Source organism: Plantactinospora alkalitolerans (assembly GCF_015690345.1).
Classification (GTDB): domain Bacteria; phylum Actinomycetota; class Actinomycetes; order Mycobacteriales; family Micromonosporaceae; genus Plantactinospora; species Plantactinospora alkalitolerans.
Genome location: NZ_JADPUN010000278.1, coordinates 1 through 15,387 on the forward strand (window position 1 = coordinate 1; position 15,387 = coordinate 15,387).

General features: G+C 72.0%; 15 protein-coding genes. 7 read left to right on the plus strand and 8 right to left on the minus strand.

Going from position 1 to position 15,387, the window contains the following annotated elements:
• Both I0C86_RS32135 and I0C86_RS32140 read right to left on the minus strand, forming a co-directional pair.
• Positions 1-852 (minus strand): nucleotidyltransferase domain-containing protein (locus I0C86_RS32135; RefSeq protein ID WP_196205053.1); only part of this gene is annotated, 852 nt, incomplete at its 3' end.
• Positions 853-921: 69 nt separating this feature from the next.
• Positions 922-1,923: an aldo/keto reductase gene (locus tag I0C86_RS32140; protein ID WP_196205054.1), complete on the minus strand. Its 1,002-nt coding sequence runs from the start codon at positions 1,921-1,923 to the stop codon at positions 922-924.
• 211 nt (positions 1,924-2,134) lie between these two features.
• Between I0C86_RS32140 and I0C86_RS32145 the strand changes: the two genes are divergently transcribed.
• The 3 genes from I0C86_RS32145 (at position 2,135) to I0C86_RS32155 (ending at position 4,404) form a co-directional block, all read left to right on the plus strand.
• The gene (locus I0C86_RS32145) at positions 2,135-2,902 is read left to right on the plus strand and encodes an ABC transporter ATP-binding protein (protein WP_196205055.1); all 768 of its coding nucleotides are present in this window, start codon (positions 2,135-2,137) and stop codon (positions 2,900-2,902) included.
• Positions 2,899-3,654, plus strand: a complete 756-nt coding sequence (locus I0C86_RS32150; protein WP_196205056.1) for an ABC transporter permease — start codon at positions 2,899-2,901, stop codon at positions 3,652-3,654. The genes I0C86_RS32145 and I0C86_RS32150 overlap by 4 nt, the downstream gene beginning before the upstream one ends.
• Positions 3,655-3,723: 69 nt before the next feature.
• The gene (locus tag I0C86_RS32155) at positions 3,724-4,404 is read left to right on the plus strand and encodes a TetR/AcrR family transcriptional regulator (RefSeq protein WP_196205057.1); all 681 of its coding nucleotides are present in this window, start codon (positions 3,724-3,726) and stop codon (positions 4,402-4,404) included.
• A 55-nt stretch (positions 4,405-4,459) separates the two neighbouring features.
• Here I0C86_RS32155 and I0C86_RS32160 read toward each other — a convergent pair whose 3' ends face one another.
• From I0C86_RS32160 to I0C86_RS32170, 3 genes are all read right to left on the minus strand, one after another.
• Positions 4,460-5,269, minus strand: a complete 810-nt coding sequence (locus I0C86_RS32160; RefSeq protein ID WP_196205058.1) for a DUF2470 domain-containing protein — start codon at positions 5,267-5,269, stop codon at positions 4,460-4,462.
• 85 nt (positions 5,270-5,354) lie between these two features.
• On the minus strand, positions 5,355-7,145 hold the full coding sequence (locus I0C86_RS32165; protein ID WP_196205059.1) for an ABC transporter ATP-binding protein: 1,791 nt from the start codon (positions 7,143-7,145) through the stop codon (positions 5,355-5,357).
• A 49-nt stretch (positions 7,146-7,194) separates the two neighbouring features.
• Entirely contained in the window at positions 7,195-9,210 is a 2,016-nt protein-coding gene (locus I0C86_RS32170) for an ABC transporter ATP-binding protein (RefSeq protein WP_196205061.1), read from the minus strand.
• 207 nt (positions 9,211-9,417) lie between these two features.
• On the opposite strand from I0C86_RS32170, the gene I0C86_RS32175 reads away from it, so the two are divergent.
• Complete coding sequence (locus I0C86_RS32175) at positions 9,418-10,047, plus strand: TIGR03085 family metal-binding protein (protein WP_196205062.1); 630 nt, start codon at positions 9,418-9,420, stop codon at positions 10,045-10,047.
• Positions 10,048-10,149: 102 nt separating this feature from the next.
• Here I0C86_RS32175 and I0C86_RS32180 read toward each other — a convergent pair whose 3' ends face one another.
• Positions 10,150-10,800, minus strand: a complete 651-nt coding sequence (locus I0C86_RS32180) for a hypothetical protein (RefSeq protein WP_230395139.1) — start codon at positions 10,798-10,800, stop codon at positions 10,150-10,152.
• A 310-nt stretch (positions 10,801-11,110) separates the two neighbouring features.
• Positions 11,111-11,935, minus strand: coding sequence for a hypothetical protein (locus I0C86_RS32185; RefSeq protein WP_196205066.1), 825 nt, complete (start codon positions 11,933-11,935; stop codon positions 11,111-11,113).
• Positions 11,936-11,971: 36 nt separating this feature from the next.
• On the opposite strand from I0C86_RS32185, the gene I0C86_RS32190 reads away from it, so the two are divergent.
• Positions 11,972-12,631 carry a VC0807 family protein gene (locus I0C86_RS32190; protein WP_230395140.1) on the plus strand — a complete coding sequence of 220 codons (660 nt, stop codon included), beginning with the start codon at positions 11,972-11,974 and terminating at the stop codon, positions 12,629-12,631.
• Between the two features lie 28 nt (positions 12,632-12,659).
• On the opposite strand, the gene I0C86_RS32195 is transcribed toward I0C86_RS32190, so the two are convergent.
• Positions 12,660-13,169, minus strand: a complete 510-nt coding sequence (locus tag I0C86_RS32195; protein WP_196205068.1) for a septum formation initiator — start codon at positions 13,167-13,169, stop codon at positions 12,660-12,662.
• A gap of 115 nt (positions 13,170-13,284) precedes the next feature.
• On the opposite strand from I0C86_RS32195, the gene I0C86_RS32200 reads away from it, so the two are divergent.
• Positions 13,285-13,977: a response regulator transcription factor gene (locus I0C86_RS32200; RefSeq protein WP_196205069.1), complete on the plus strand. Its 693-nt coding sequence runs from the start codon at positions 13,285-13,287 to the stop codon at positions 13,975-13,977.
• Positions 13,974-15,305: a sensor histidine kinase gene (locus I0C86_RS32205; RefSeq protein ID WP_196205070.1), complete on the plus strand. Its 1,332-nt coding sequence runs from the start codon at positions 13,974-13,976 to the stop codon at positions 15,303-15,305. Before I0C86_RS32200 ends, I0C86_RS32205 begins: the two co-directional genes overlap by 4 nt.
• The last annotated feature ends 82 nt before the right edge of the window (positions 15,306-15,387 follow it).

The following is a 15,387-nucleotide window of genomic DNA, read 5'->3' on the forward strand; positions in this document are numbered from 1 at the left end:
CTCCCGAGCGGCCGCCGAGGGCTTCTGGTCGGGGTCGGCGTCGGGATCGGGCCGGGCCGGGCGGGCCAACTGGGCGACGTACCGGTCCAGCCGGCCGTCCCGGAGGGCGGCGGTCAGCTCCGCGCCGATCAACGGCGCCAGTTCGTCGGCGTACGACCCGGCCAGCGTCACGGCTCCGGACACCAGCCGGCCGGCGGCGGCGTGCAGCCGCGACAGGCTGTCGGCGTGCAACCCGAGGCAGCTCACCATGTCGTCGCGGTAGCCGGCGGGCGCGACCGGCAGGTCGAGCGCGGCGCTCAACGCGGCCCGCCGGCTCGGGACCGTGACCGACCGGTTCGCCAGCCGGACGATCGACGGACACCGTCGGGCCAGCTCGGCGGCGGCGAACCGGGCACCGAACTCGTCTCCGGCCGCGCACGCCGCACTGACCTTGCCCAGGCCGGCGACGACGTTCTCCAGATCCGGGTCACCCGGACGTTGCCGGATCTCCGTCAGCTCGACCGACGGTCGCCACTCCTCGCTTGCCCAGAGTAACCGTGTGGGCGCGACAACCGGCAGTCCGAAGGACCAGTCGGCGGGCTGATCGAGCCGGGCGAGCCAGGATCGGACGTCCCGGACGGCGACCGAGAGGTGCGTCAGCCGGTCGCCCGTCTCGGCCAGGTAGGCCGGGTAGGCGACGTACGGCCCGCCGCTGACCAGGACATCGATGTCCACGTCGCTGTACGTGGTGGCGGCGCCCCGGGCATGGCTACCGCGCAGCAGTACGCCGACGACCGGTGGCCCCGGCGCCCGGCGCAGCCGGTCCGTCCAGTCGTCGAGGAACCCGAGTTGCAGTAACGGACCGTGACCCACGGCGCCATCGTGCCGCAGGTGCGATCATGACGCAACGCCCGATCACGCGTCGACTGGGCGTTTCGCTCCTTATTTGCCTAGAAATCGCATTGATCGCTCGGGATACCGGTCTCCGGCCGCCGCTCCGGGCGGTACCGCCGCCGACAGCCGGGCCACCTGCTCACCGGTGAGCCGCAGGTCGTCGGCGGCCGCGTTCTCCTCCAGGTACCGCACCCGCTTGGTGCCGGGGATCGGCAGGATGTCCTCGCCCTGGGCCAGCAGCCAGGCCAGCGCCGCCTGTGCCGGCGTACAGCCGATCTCGGTGGCGACCGCGCGGACCCGGGCGACCAGGTCGAGGTTGGCGCCCAGGTTCTCCTCGGCGAACCGGGGCGCCCCGGCCCGGAAGTCGTCGGCGCCCAACTGCTCCCGACTGCTGATCGTCCCGGTGAGCAGTCCCCGGCCCACCGGCGAGTACGCCACCAGCGCCACACCGAGGTCCCGACAGGTCGCCAGCATCTCGTCCTCGACGTCCCGGGTGAACAGCGAGTACTCCATCTGCACCGCCGCCACCGGATGTACGGCGTGCGCCGCCCGCAGGGTCGCCGGGCTCACCTCGGAGAGCCCGATGAACCGCACCTTGCCGTCCACGACCAGTTCCGCCATCCCGCCGACGGTCTCCTCGATCGGCGTATCGGGGTTGCGCCGGTGCAGGTAGTACAGGTCGATGGTGTCGATCCCCAGTCGGACCAACGAGGCGTCGCACGCCTGTCGGGCCCACTGGGCGCTGCTGTCGACGTACGCACCGGGCGAGGCGGTGGTGCCGGCGTCGTCGGCGAACCTGTTGCCGAACTTCGTCGCCAGGAACACCTCGTTCCGGCGCTTCCGGACGATCGGGCCGAGCAGTTCCTCGTTCCGTCCCCGCCCGTACATGTCGGCGGTGTCCAGGTGGTTCACGCCCAGGTCGAGGGCCCGGTTCAGGGTCCGGACCGACTCGGCGTCGTCACCGGCCCCGTAGGCCATGCTCATTCCCATACAACCGAGGCCGATCGCGGACACCTCTGGTCCGATCGCACCGATGCTGCGCTTCCTCATGCTTCCGCTCCGTCCGGCCGTCCGTCTCGCCGCTGCTGGTTCGACTTCCCGGGGTTCGACATTGCCAGGTCCCGCTCCGGTTCGACCAACGGGGCCGCCCAGGTGACCGGTGACCGGTCTCCGACAGTTGACTGTCGACAGTCGATTGCCGGCGGCCCAGATTTCAACTACCGTTGATTTCAACAGACGATGAGTTTTGGGAGGAGGATCCATGGAAACCGCGATCGAGGTCCGTGACCTCGTCGTCAAGCGCGGCAAGCAGCAGGTCCTGCACGGGATCAGCTGTGTCGTGCCGCGCGGCAGCGTGACCGGCCTGCTCGGACCGAGTGGCAGCGGCAAGACCACCCTGCTCCGGGCCGTGGTCGGAGTGCAGATCGTCGGCACCGGCACGGTCACCGTCCTGGGACAACCGGCGGGATCGGCGGAACTACGGCACCGGCTGGGCTACCTGACCCAGGCGCCGAGCGTCTACACCGACCTCACGGTCCGGGAGAACGCCCGCTACTTCGCCCGGCTCTACGGCCTCGGCGCGACCGACGCGGACGCGGCGGTCGCCAGCGTCGGGCTGGCCTCCGCCGCGACCCAGCTCGTCGGAACCCTCTCCGGCGGACAGCGCAGCCGGGCCTCGCTGGCCTGCGCGCTGGTCGGCCGCCCCGAGCTGGTGATCCTCGACGAGCCGACGGTCGGCCAGGATCCGGTGCTCCGGGCCGAACTCTGGGACATGTTCCACACGATGGCCGCCAAGGGCACCACGCTGCTGGTCTCCAGCCACGTGATGGACGAGGCGGCCCGCTGCGACCGACTCCTGCTGATCCGGGAGGGCCGGCTGATCGCCGACGACAGCCCGACGGCGATACGGGCGGCGGCCGGCACCGACGACCTGGCGGAGGCGTTCCTGCGCCTGATCAAAGCGAACACGGGGAACGCGGGAAGCACGGAAAGCGGCACCCGGACGAACGAAGGGACGGCAGCGCGATGAGTCTCCGGATCCTGGCCGCCACCACCGGCCGCATCCTGCGGCAACTGCGCCACGACCGGCGGACGATCGCGATGCTGATGGTGGTGCCGAGCCTGCTGCTGACGTTGCTCTACTTCATGCTCGACGGCCAGCCCACGCCGCCCGGCCAGCCCAGCACATTCGACCGGATCGCACTGGTCATGCTGGGCATCTTCCCGTTCGTCATCATGTTTCTCGTGACGAGCATCGCCATGCTCCGGGAGCGCACCTCCGGCACCCTCGAACGACTGCTCACCACCCCGCTCGGCAAGCTCGATCTGCTTTTCGGGTACGGCCTCGCGTTCGGGCTGGCCGCGGCGGTGCAGGCCAGCGTGGCGGCCGGGGTCGCGTACTGGGTGTTCGATCTGAGCACGGCCGGCAGTGCCGGACTGGTGGTGCTGATCGCGGTGGTCAACGCCGTACTGGGCGTCGCGCTCGGGTTGTTCTGTAGCGCTTTCGCGCAGACCGAGTTCCAGGCCGTACAGTTCATGCCGGTCGTGGTGATCCCGCAGATCCTGCTCTGTGGCCTGTTCGTCGACCGCGACCGGATGGCCGGCTGGCTCGGGGCGGCCAGCGACGTGCTGCCCCTGTCGTACGCGGTCGAGGCGCTGCAACAGGTCGGTGCGCACGCCGAACCGACCGGCACGATGTGGCGGGACCTGGTGGTGGTCGCCGCGGCGGTGGTCGTCGCCCTGGTCTTCGCGGCGGCGACGTTGCGGCGGCGTACCGGCTGACGAACCGGTGCCGGTCGGTCCCCGGCCGGGGACCGACCGGCACCGGATGGAACGAGTACGAGGACGGCGATGGCACGACGAAGTGGACGGCGCCCGGGCAACCCCGACACCCGGGAGGCGATCCTCGCGGCGGCCCGGGAGGTGTTCGCCGAGCGCGGCTTCGACGGCGCCTCGATCCGGGCCATCGCGGCGAGTGCCGGTGTCGACCCGGCGCTGGTCCACCACTACTTCGGCACCAAGGACCAGCTCTTCGTGGCCACGATCAACATCCCGTTCGATCCCCAGGAGATACTGCCGCAGATCGCCGCCGGCGGCATGGACGGCGTCGGAGAGCGACTGGTCCGGACCTTCCTGCGGATCTGGGACTCCCCGGCCGGTACCGCCGGGGCCGCGCTGTTCCGTTCGGCGGTGAACAACGAGTGGACCGCCAAACTGTTCCGGGAGTTCCTGGTCACCCAGGTGCTGCGCCGGGCGACCGGCCTGCTGGAGATCGACCCGGCGGAGGCGCCCCTGCGGTCGTCACTGGTTGCCTCCCAGATGGCCGGTCTGGTGATGGTGCGTTACATCCTGCGGATCGAGCCGCTCGCCTCGGCGTCCCCGGACGTCGTGGTGGCGGCCGTCGGGCCGACCGTGCAGCGCTACCTGTCCGGCGACCTGAGTCGGCTCACCGAGCCGGCCGGCGCCCCGGACCGGCCCGTCGAGCCGGCGGAACGCCTTCCCGGCACCCCCGAGCAGCTCAAGGGTCGGTAGCGGGACCGGCCGGGCGCGAATCCCCGCGACGGGCGTGGCCCGGGGAAGCGCCCCGTCAGTTCCGGCGGCCCCGGTCGAGGAGCACCGAGGGCGACCAGTCCTGGTCGGACCGGTCGGCGTGCCGCCGGCGCCGGCAGAGCACCGGATGCAGCAGTTCCGCCAGTTCCGCCTGATCGGACATCGGCCGGGGAAAGGCGAGCCGGGCCCGGTACCGGGCGCCACGCGGGCCGAGCGCCACCACCAGGCCGTACCGGTCGAGCCGGACCACCTGCGGCGGCGGCTCGTCCGGGCCCGCCTCCGGTACGACGCCGCCGAGCTGACGCCGGATGAACGCGGCGACCTCGGTGCCGTGGTGGTCCGCGAGGTCGGCGAGCAGTTCCCGTTCGATCGCGTGCAGCGGATCGGGTTCGGCCGCGGCGTACTCGGCGGGTTCGACGTCGAGCACCGTGCCGCCGCGTTCCAGCCTGACCTCCACCGGTTCGAAGCGGTGCAGGACGAAGCGCCGACCGACGTCGAGCAGGTCGCCGGTCGGCACCACCTCGGCGAACTCGACGGCCGCCTGCCGTGCGGCGGGGCCGTCGAGCGGCTCGGCCCAGCCGGAGACCCAGAGTCGGCCGAGCGGGGGTGCCCCGGCGGCCGGTGGCAGGTCCCGCACGTCGAGCACGAGCGCGCGGCCCCGGGTACCCGGCTCGGGCCGCAGCGCCGCCGCCAGGTCGCTGACGATCGAGACGAGCAGGAGAACCCGGCCGGACGGGTCGGTGGCGTGCCGGACCTGGTGCGGCCCGGGTCGGTACGCGACCTGGGCGGTGCCGGCGAGCCGGCCGGCGGCCAGCGTACGGGCCACCTCTGCGGGGCTGGGCTGCATGACGGGGAACCTCCAGCACAAGTTAGCCTCACCTTAGTAAGGGGAGGCTAACTTATTACCCGGATCCCGTCCATCCAGCCCTACGTCAGCGGGTCTGCTCCAGCCAGGATGCGAAGAGCAGTCCGTAGACCGACTCCGGATCGTTGACCAGTTCCTCGTGCGGGCCACGCTGCACGATCCGGCCCCGGTCCACCACGATCACCTCGTCGGCGGCCTGTGCGGTGGAGAGCCGGTGTGCGATGGCCACCGTGGTCCGTCCCCGGGTCACCGCGTCGAGGGTGCGTTGCAGCCGTACCTCGGTCGCCGGGTCGACCGCACTGGTCGCCTCGTCCAGCACCAGCAGGTCCGGATCGGCCACGTACGCCCGAGCGAGCGCGACCAACTGCCGTTCGCCCACGCTGAGCGCCTCGCCACGCTCCCCCACCGGGGTGGCCAGGCCGGCCGGCAGCCCGTCCACCCAGTCACCGAGCCCGAGGTCGACGAAGGCGACCGCCAGCTCCTCGTCGGTCAGCTCCGGACGGCCGAACCGGACGTTCTCCGCCACGGTGGAGTCGAAGAGGAAGCCGTCCTGCGGCACCATCACCACCCGCGAGCGGAGCGAGCCGAACCGCACCTGGTCCAGCGGGACGCCGGAGAGCAGGACCGTCCCGGCGGACGGATCCATCAGCCGGGTGAGCAGCTTCGCGAAGGTGGTCTTGCCACTGCCCGTCTCGCCCACCACTGCGACCCGGGTCTTGGGTGGGATGTCCACGTTGACGTCGACCAGCACCGGGGGGCCACCGGGGTAGGAGAAGGTGACCTCGGAGAAGCACAGGTCGATCGGCCCCGGCGGCAGGTCCACCCCGCGCTCCCCCGGGTCCGCGACGTCCGGCGTCATGTCCAGTACGTCGAGCACCCGCCGCCAGCCCGCGACCGCGTTCTGCGCCTCGTTCAGCACCTCGGTGGCGATCTGCACCGGCTGGATGAACATCGTGACCAGGAAGAGGAAGGCGGTGATCTCACCGATTCCCAGCGTCCCGTCGACGCCGAGCTTGACACCGAGCACCACCACACCGGCGAGCGCGAGCCCGGCGGCGATCTCCCCCGTCGAGAAGCTGACCACGCTGGTCCGGATCGCCCGTTGCTGGGCCCGGCGCTGCGCGTCGATCGTCTCGTCCAACCGGGCCGCGGTACGACCGGACACCCCGTACGCCCGGATCACCGAGGCGCCCACCACGGTCTCGGAGACGGCGGCGAGCATCGCGCCCAGCCGTACCCGGACCACGCCGTAGGCGCCGGCCAGCCGCTTCTGGAAGATCCGGATCACCGCCACGGCGGGCACGAACGCGGCGAAGACCACAAGCGTCAACTGCCAGGAGTAGACCGTCATCACGACGGTGGTGACCACCACCTGGCCGAGGTTGATCAACAGGATCACCCCGCCCCACTGGAGGAACTGGGTGATCTGGTCCACGTCACTTGTCACCCGGGAGACGAGCGAACCCCGCCGCTCCGCCTGCTGGTGCAGCGTCGACAGGTCGTGCACGTGCCGGAAGGCGCGGACCCGCACCCCCGCCAGCGCCGTCTCGCTGACCGTGAACAACCGCCGCATCATCAGGTAGCCACACATGGTGGTCACCACCAGGACGGCGGCGGTGGCCGCCACCACGACGCCGACCACGCCCAGGTCCGGGCCGCCCGGGGCACGCAGGCCCCGGTCGATGCCCTGCTGGATCGCCACCGGTACGGCGGCCCGGCCGACCATCGCGACCAGGGCCAGCGCGAGCGTGCCGGCCAGCCCGGTACGCAACTCCGGGGAGAGCGCCAGCCCTCGGCGCAGGGTCTGCCAGGTGCTCTCCGACCGTTCCGACGTCGACTCGCTCGCGACCGTGGTCATGCCGTCCCCCCGTTGCGCCCGCTCATGCCGTCCCCCCGGTCACGCCCACTCACGCGTCGACCTCTTCGCCCTGCCGGATCGCCGGTGTGCCCGGCGCCGGTTCCTCGTACGCACGCTCCCGCTCCCGTTCCGCCTCGGCCCGTTCGTACGCCGTGACCAGGGCGGCGTACCCGGGGGTGCTACCCAGCAGCGTGGCATGGGTGCCCCGGCCGACCACCCGGCCGTGCTCGACGTAGACGACCTCGTCGGCAAGCGCGATGGTCGCCCGCCGGTACGCCACCACCAGGATCGACGCGCCCGGCGGCAACTCGCCGGCACCGGCCGTACCGGTCGCGTCGGACGGGGTCGACCGGTCCCCGCGGAGCGCGGCCAGGATCGCCGCCTCCACCCTCGGGTCGACCGCGCTGGTGGCGTCGTCCAACACCAGCAGGCGGGGGCGGCCCGCCAGCGCCCTGGCCAGGGTGAGCCGCTGGCGCTGGCCGCCGGAGAGGGCGGCCCCGCGCTCCCCGACCAGGGTGTCCAACCCGTCCGGCAGCACCGCGACGAACCCGTCGGCCTCGGCCAGCCGCAGGGCCGCCCACACGTCGTCGTCGGTGATCCCCTCCCGGTCGAGGGTGACGTTGGCCCGGATGGTGTCGTCGAAGACGAACGGCACCTGCGCCACCAGTGCGCTGGTGCCGGCGAGGGAGGCGGCGGTGAGCGACCGGACGTCGACCCCGTCCACGGTCACGGACCCGGCGTCGGGGTCGACCAGCCGCACCGCGAGGGAGACGATCGTCGACTTGCCCGAGCCGGTCGGGCCGACCAGCGCCACCGTCCGGCCCGCCGGAACGGTGAACGACACGTCGTGCAGCACCGGCACGGGCCCCGCCGGCTCGGGCACCTCGGCCCGCTCGGGCACCCCGACGGGCCGGGCCGCCGCCTCCGGCTCGGTCGACAGCCCCGGCTCGGCCGGCGCGGTGGCCGGAGCCGGCTCGGCCACCGGGTAACCGAAGCTGACTCGGTCGAAGACGAGGGTGGCGGGACGGCCGTCCTGCGGGTCCAGCGTCGTGTTCCCGTACGCCATCTCGCCGGTGGCGGTGAGCACGGCCTGCAACCTGTCCCAGCCGGCGACGCTGCGTGGCAGCTCGGCGAGCACCCAGCCGATCGCCCGGACCGGGAAGGCCAGCACCGTGAACAGGAACGCCACGCTGACGAGTTCGGTGATGGTGACCGCGCCCTGGCTCAGCCGGACCGCACCGACCAGCAGTACGGCGACGGTGCCGAGGCTCGGCAGGGTCTCCAGCATCGGGTCGAAGACTCCCCGAAGCCGGCCGACCGAGATCAACGCATCGCGCAGCTCACCGGCCTGCGCCGCGAACCGGTTCGTCTCCCGGGCCTCCTGGCCCATGGTCTTGACCACCAGCGCACCGTCGAAGCTCTCGTGGGCGATCGCGCTGACCTGGGCCCGCATCTGCTGCGCCCGAGCCTGCCGGGGCGCCATCCGGCGGGAGTAGACGACGTTCAGGGCGAACAGGGCGGGAAAGATCGCGACTCCGACCAGGGCGAGCACCCAGTCGGTGACCAGCAGCGAGCCCATCGCCACGACCAGCATCACCAGCGTGCCCACCGCGAACGGCAGTGGGGCGATGGGGAACCAGGCCGCCTCGACGTCGGAGTTCGCGTTCGACAGCAGGGTGCCGGTGGCGTGCCGCTGATGCCAGGACAGCGGCAGTTCCAGGTAGCGACGGGTGATCCGGCGCCGGTAGCTGGCCTGTAGCCGGTACTGCATGAAGCCCGCGCCGAGCCGGCGGCCGAACATGCCCAGCACCCGACCGAGGCTGACCGCCACCAGCGCCACGGCGCTCAGCACGACCGCCCTGGTGTCGGCCTGACCGCTTTCGAGCGCCGGCACGACGACCTCTCCGACGACCGCGCCCACCACGTACGCACTGCCGATGATGAGCAGGTGGTACAGCACGCTGCCGCCGACCGCGACCGCGAAGATCCGGGGCTCCTCGCGAACGGCGTGACCGAGGACCCGGATCCCCCTGATGAGCACGTCCCGGCTTGTCTTGCCCGCCACACTGTCCCCCGCCGTAAGCCTTCGTCGTCAAGCTCATCCTTACCGATCAGGCCGAGCGATGACGAACCGATTGGCGCGGGTCATACCGGTCAGGACCTGATTGTGTCTGCTGTCACAGGGCCCGGTACGCCTGACGGCGCGGACGCCGTCCGTACCTCCTCCGCTTCCCGGCACGCCGGCAGCGGCGTCAGCCTTTACGATCAAGACATGCCCCGGTACGCGGATTCGGAGCGCCGATCGCTGGCCGACCTCCTTTCGACCCTTGGACCCGACGCGCCGACGATCATCCCGGACTGGACCGCCCGGGAACTCGCCGCGCACCTGGTGATTCGGGAACGGCGGCCCGATGCGGCGGCCGGAATCGTGCTCCGCCCCCTGCGTACGCACACCGAACGGGTGCTGGGCGCGATGGCCGCGAAGCCGTACCCGGAGGTGGTGGACCTGTTCCGCCGCCCGCCGAGGTGGAGCCCGATGACCCTTCGGCCGGTCGACGAGCTGGCCAACCTGACCGAGTTCTTCGTGCACCACGAGGACCTGCGCCGGGCTCAACCCGGCTGGCAGCCCCGGGAGCTGGCCGGGGGGTACCGGGGGGCGCTCTGGAAGCGGATTCCCACGATGGCCCGGATGTCGTTGCGCCGCTTTCCGGCCGCCCTGCTCATCCAGGCACCCGACCACGGCGAGACCTCGGCCGGAGCCGGCGGGGAACAGGTCAGGCTCGTCGGCGCGCCGGGCGAGTTGACGATGTTCCTGTTCGGCCGGCAGCGTGTCGCCCGGGTGCAACTGGTCGGGCCGCCCGCCCTCACCGACCGGCTGCGGAACGCGAACCTCGGGGTCTGACGCCGGACGGGGGATGCACGCCCTCGCCGTGGCGACGCTGACCCGGCCGTCCTTTCCGGTACGGGTCAGCGCGCACGTCGGCGACGTACGCCGACTGGAGTCTCAGAGCGCCGGGGCGTCGGTGTCGACCGAGACGTCGTCGAACGAAGCGGTGGTCCAGGTCGTGACCAGACCCGCCGGCCCGGTGTGAATGAAACCGTCAGAGGCGGTCAGTTCAACTCCGTCAACCGATCCGGTCAGATTTCGACCGGCCGCGCGCAGAACCAGCGTGTACGAGCGATCTTCGGTCACGGTCACGGATTTGGTCGCGAGTGTCGTCGACCTGCCCCCGACGGTACGGGTCAACGCGACAGTGTCGTTCGGGCGCAGCACCAGCGCGTAGAAGGTCGTGGTGGACTGCGCCCGGACCACGACGCCGGCGAAGCCGGGCATTCCATTGAACGAGTCGGGCCGGACCTCGGCCGCGATGGTGTAGTCCCGCCAGCCGGGCTGGCCGGTCCTGGCCAGCGCGCCGGCCGCGAGGCTGGATTGACGCAGGACCCTGGACTCTTCGCGCACGACGATCCAGGTGCCGCCGGTGGTGACCCAGCCCGCGGCGTTGCCGTCCTCGAAGTCGTCGCTGACCAGCGACGCCGCCGAGGCGGTACCGACGCCGGTCACCGCGAGGAGCAGCGCGACCAGCACGACGAGCGGTGCGCTGTGGCGCCTGGCGCTCCCGCCGGCCCGAACTGAGATCCGATTCATCTGCCGCATAGCACTCCCATCCTTGAAACATCCTGTTCCACAGTATGGCTATACCCATTGTCGGGCATCAATAGATGGGCTTGCCCGGAAAATCATCCGGCAGGTTTGGCGTGAATCCGAGTCGGTAAATCGTGGTGGTCGACAGACTTCACGTGGAGCGGGGCCGCAATGTGGAGCGCGGCGAGATCAAAAGCAGGCTCGATCGGAAATACCGTTGAACCGCTTCCACGGGCCGGAGTCGGCGTACCGATGTCGGTCCGGGTGGGCCCGCTGGCCCCGACCGTGCCGCCGGCCGCCGCCGATCCACGGCGACGTGCGGCTATCCGGCCAGTCGTCGGGTCACGTAGCCGGTGGCGGGAGCGCCGAACACCTGCTGGACCTCCGCGATGGCCTGCCACAACTGCGGCATCGACCAGTCGTCGGGGAACAGCGTGCCGGGCAGGCGTGGACTGCGGAGGGTGTCGACCATCGGGGTCCGGAGCAGGTCCGCGTAGCGACGGAGGGCGTCGGGGCCCGGTTCCGGTGGGCCGGACCGCTCCCGCAGTGCGGTACGCAGGATCTGGGCATGCTCGCTGTACAGGCGATTGAGCGCGTCGAGATCCCAGGCGAGGAAGGCGGCCCGCGCGGCATCCGCCTCGGACATCGCGAGCCGGGTGACGAAGACCCGTACCTCGGCCGGCGGGTCGGCCAGCGGTCCGAGCTGATCGGTCCGGTCGTCCATGGCGATCAGGACGCCCTGCTGGAGGAGCCCGTACCCGAGGTGCACGGCGGCACGGCGCAACCCGTCCCGGTACGCCCGGCGGGACTCCGGCACCTGGTAGAGCAGCGCGTGGAACGAGCCCGTCCACTCGGCCGGCCGCTGCTGGTCGGCCCGGCGGATCCGTTCGAACCGGCGACCGTACTCGCCGGCGAGCTGGTAGTCGACGCCCCGCCCCCGGCGGACGCTCGTCAGCTTGCCCTCGTGGCGCATCCGCAGCAGCAGGGCGCGGGCGGCGGCTTCGGTCAGTCCGAGATCCCCCAGTAGCCGAATGAGTTCGGTGCCGGGCAACTGGGCGTGTCCGGCCACCCCGAACAGGAACGGGACCAGTGGAGCCGACCGGCCGCCAGGTCGAGGGCTCGATCCGGATGCTACATTCTTCTGCACGAGCGTGAGTGTAATCGTCTAATTAGGGAGATCGTCATGCGGCGGCTTCGAGGTCTGTTGCTGAACTGGGCTCCGACGTTGATCTGCAACGTGCTGCTGCCCGCCCTGACCTACTCGATGCTGACCGACCGGGGGGTGAGCAGCATCTCCGCGCTGGCCATCAGCGCGATCTGGCCCGCCGTCGAGGTGGTGGCGCTGTTCGCGATCCGGCGACGGATCGACGAGTTCGGCGTCCTGACGCTGATCCTGATCGCCCTCGGCGTGGGGTCGTCGCTGGCTCTGCAGGACGCGCGGCTGGCCCTGGTCAAGGAATCCGCCGCGACCGGACTGTTCGGGCTCCTCCTGCTCGGCTCCCTGCTGATGCCCCGGCCGCTGATGTTCTACTTCGGCCGCAAGTTCGCCACCGACGGCTCGGCCGAGCGCGTCGACTGGTGGAACGGCCTGTGGCGGTACGAGGGCTTCCGGCGTACCCAGCGGGTGCTGACCGTGGTCTGGGGAGTGACCTTCGTCGTCGAGGCGGCGGGACGGATCGAGCTCAGCCAACTTCTTCCGGTGCGCACCATGGTGACGGTCTCCGCCGTGCTGCCGTACGTGATCATCGCGGGCCTGGTGACCTGGACGATCTTCTACACGAAGCGGGCCCGGGCCCGCGCGGCCCAACTGAACCCGGCGGCCCTCGCCGAACCGGCGGTCTGACCGCGTCGGGTGCCGTGCGACCTGTCCCCTAGGCCTTGCTCTTCTTCCAGGTCGGTACGGGCCGTCCGGCCACGCACTCCACCTCCACCTCGATCCGCTCCCCCGAACCGTGGAACGTCACCTCGGCGTCGTCGTCCGGCCCCCGTTCGACCTCACCGACCCGGTAGCCCTGGGCCGGTGTCCACGAGGCCAGCCACACGACCCGGCCGTCACACTCGGCCACCACCGTGCCACCAGGAATGGACAGCAGTTGGCGGGGGCCGTGCGCGGATCCACCGCCCGGATCCGGCGAACCCGTAACCGGGCGGCCCGTGATCGCCCCCGGCGACGCCGGACGGCCCGAGGACGGCGTGGAAGTCGGACCGGACGGCGCCGGCGTGGCCGCCAGGGCCCGCGCCACCTCGTCCGGACTGCGCACCTCACCCGCCGGCCCGGTGAGCCCGGCCCCGATCACCTGTACGGCCGCCAGCCCGGTGCCGGTCGCGGCCAACGCGGCGAGCAGCCAGCCGGCCACCGCGAACCCGGTACGTCGACGCATCGTCCGATCATGCCCGCCCGGCCGTTAAGGGCGGAGCCGGTGGACCCTAAGGGACGGTTAACGCCCGCCACCCGGTGCGGGGCTGTCCGGCCGTCACCGGGTTACCGTGCCTGGTGTGGCGCACCTACTGCTGATCGAGGACGACCCGGCCATCCGTACGCCGCTGTTGCGCGCGCTGCGCGAGCGGGGGCACGCCGTCGCGGCCGTCCAGACGGCGATGAGCGGGCTGCAACGGGTGCTCGACGATCGGCCGGACCTCGTCGTACTCGATCTGGGACTGCCCGACCTGGACGGTCTGGAACTGCTCAGGATGCTGCGCGCGGTGAACACCATCCCGGTGATCATCGCGACCGCCCGGGACGAGGAGAGCGAGATCATCCGGGGTCTCGACGCGGGCGCCGACGACTACGTGGTGAAGCCGTTCACGGCCGCCCAGCTCGACGCGCGGATCCGGGCGGTACTGCGGCGCGGGGCCGGCCCGGGAAGCGGTCCGGCCCCACTGACCGTCGGCGAGCTGCGGGTCGATCCGGGAGCCCGGCAGGCGAGCCTGTCCGGCATCCCGCTCGAACTGACCCCCCGGGAGTTCGACCTGCTGCACCACCTGGCCAGCCGGGCCGGTCGGGTGGTCAGCAAACGGGAACTGCTGACCGAGGTGTGGCAGTTGCCGTACGGCGGCGCGGACAAGACCGTGGACGTACACCTGTCCTGGTTGCGCCGCAAGCTCGGCGAGACCGCGCAACGCCCCCGGTACCTGCACACCGTGCGGGGGGTCGGCGTCCGACTCGACGTACCCGGGGCGGGATCGTGAGGCGCCGGTTGACCCTGCTCGTCGCCGCCACCACCTGCCTGGTGCTGCTCGCCTTCCTCGTGCCGCTCGCGGTGCTGCTGCGCAGCGTCGCCGCCGACCGGGCCGTGGTGGCGGCCACCGCCGACGTGCAGGGCCTGGTTCCGCTGGTCGGTACGACCGATCTGGACCCCCTGCGGCTCGCCGCCGAGCAGGTCGGCGCCGCGGCCGACCGGCCGGTCACCGTCTTCCTGCCGGACGGTACGGCGCTCGGCACCGGCACGCCGCGTACCGACGGGGTGGCGCTGGCGGCCCGGGGTGAGAGTCTCACCGTGGCCCGCCCGGACGGCCGGGAGATCCTGGTCGCCGTGCAGGGCCGATCGGACGGTACGGCGGTGATCCGCACCTTCGTGCCCGACACCGAGCTGACCCACGGGGTCTACCGGTCCTGGCTGGTCCTCGCCGGGCTCGGGCTGGCGCTGCTGCTGCTCGGCCTCGCCGTCGCGGACCGGCTGGCCCGCTCGCTGGTCGCGCCGATCAGCGAACTCTCGGCGGTTTCGCACCGGCTGGCCCGGGCGGAACTGACCGCTCGGGCCCGGCCGTCCGGTCCGCCGGAGCTGCGTGCCGTGGCGACCGCCCTCAACCATCTGGCCACCCGGATCCAGGAGTTGCTCCGGGAGGAACGTGAGCAGCTCGCGAACCTGTCGCACCGGCTCCGTACGCCGCTGACGGCACTGCGGCTGGAGTCCGAGTCGCTGGCCGACCCGCGCGAGGCCGCCCGGGTCGCCGAGCAGGTCGACGCGGTCGAGCGGGCCGTGACCGGGCTGATCCGGCAGGCGCGGCGACGCGGCGCCGAGGGTGGTACCGAGCCGGTCTGCGACGCCACGGAGGTGGTCCGGGAGCGGGTCACGTTCTGGTCCGTGCTGGCCGAGGACACGGGCCGGGAGGTCGTCCTCGACCTGGCCGACCGACCACTGCCGGTACGGCTGCCGGCCGACGAACTCGGCGCGGTGCTGGATGCCCTGCTCGGCAACGTCTTCGCGCACACGCCGGACGGGGTCGACTTCACCGTCACGCTGGTTCCCGGACCGGCCGGTGGAGCCCTGCTGACCGTCGCCGACACCGGTCCCGGGCTGCCGCCGACCCTGGTGGACCCGGCGGCGCTGGTGGAGCGGGGTGCCAGCGCCGCCGGCTCGACCGGTCTCGGCCTGGACATCGCCCGCCGCGCCGCCCGGGCCAGCGGGGGCCACCTCGGCCTCTCCGCCGGCAGCGGTGGCGGGGCACGGGTCGCGGTCACGCTCGGACCGCCGGTCCTCGCGCCGGCCCCGAGGCGTGGCGGCGGGCCGACCTGACAGCCGTCGTCTTTACCTCGACTTAGCATTCGCACAGCGCGCCGCTATCCCCCGTCCGGCGAACCTCGTCGGGACAACACCG

Excerpts from the sequence above, each read along its gene's own strand:
- I0C86_RS32140 (WP_196205054.1), bottom strand. The coding sequence starts at position 1,923 with ATGAGGAAGCGCAGCATCGGTGCGATCGGACCAGAGGTGTCCGCGATC.
- I0C86_RS32145 (WP_196205055.1), top strand. The coding sequence starts at position 2,135 with ATGGAAACCGCGATCGAGGTCCGTGACCTCGTCGTCAAGCGCGGCAAG.
- I0C86_RS32150 (WP_196205056.1), top strand. The coding sequence starts at position 2,899 with ATGAGTCTCCGGATCCTGGCCGCCACCACCGGCCGCATCCTGCGGCAA.
- I0C86_RS32155 (WP_196205057.1), top strand. The coding sequence starts at position 3,724 with ATGGCACGACGAAGTGGACGGCGCCCGGGCAACCCCGACACCCGGGAG.
- I0C86_RS32160 (WP_196205058.1), bottom strand. The coding sequence starts at position 5,269 with ATGCAGCCCAGCCCCGCAGAGGTGGCCCGTACGCTGGCCGCCGGCCGG.
- I0C86_RS32165 (WP_196205059.1), bottom strand. The coding sequence starts at position 7,145 with ATGACCACGGTCGCGAGCGAGTCGACGTCGGAACGGTCGGAGAGCACC.
- I0C86_RS32175 (WP_196205062.1), top strand. The coding sequence starts at position 9,418 with ATGCCCCGGTACGCGGATTCGGAGCGCCGATCGCTGGCCGACCTCCTT.
- I0C86_RS32180 (WP_230395139.1), bottom strand. The coding sequence starts at position 10,800 with ATGCGGCAGATGAATCGGATCTCAGTTCGGGCCGGCGGGAGCGCCAGG.
- I0C86_RS32190 (WP_230395140.1), top strand. The coding sequence starts at position 11,972 with ATGCGGCGGCTTCGAGGTCTGTTGCTGAACTGGGCTCCGACGTTGATC.
- I0C86_RS32195 (WP_196205068.1), bottom strand. The coding sequence starts at position 13,169 with ATGCGTCGACGTACCGGGTTCGCGGTGGCCGGCTGGCTGCTCGCCGCG.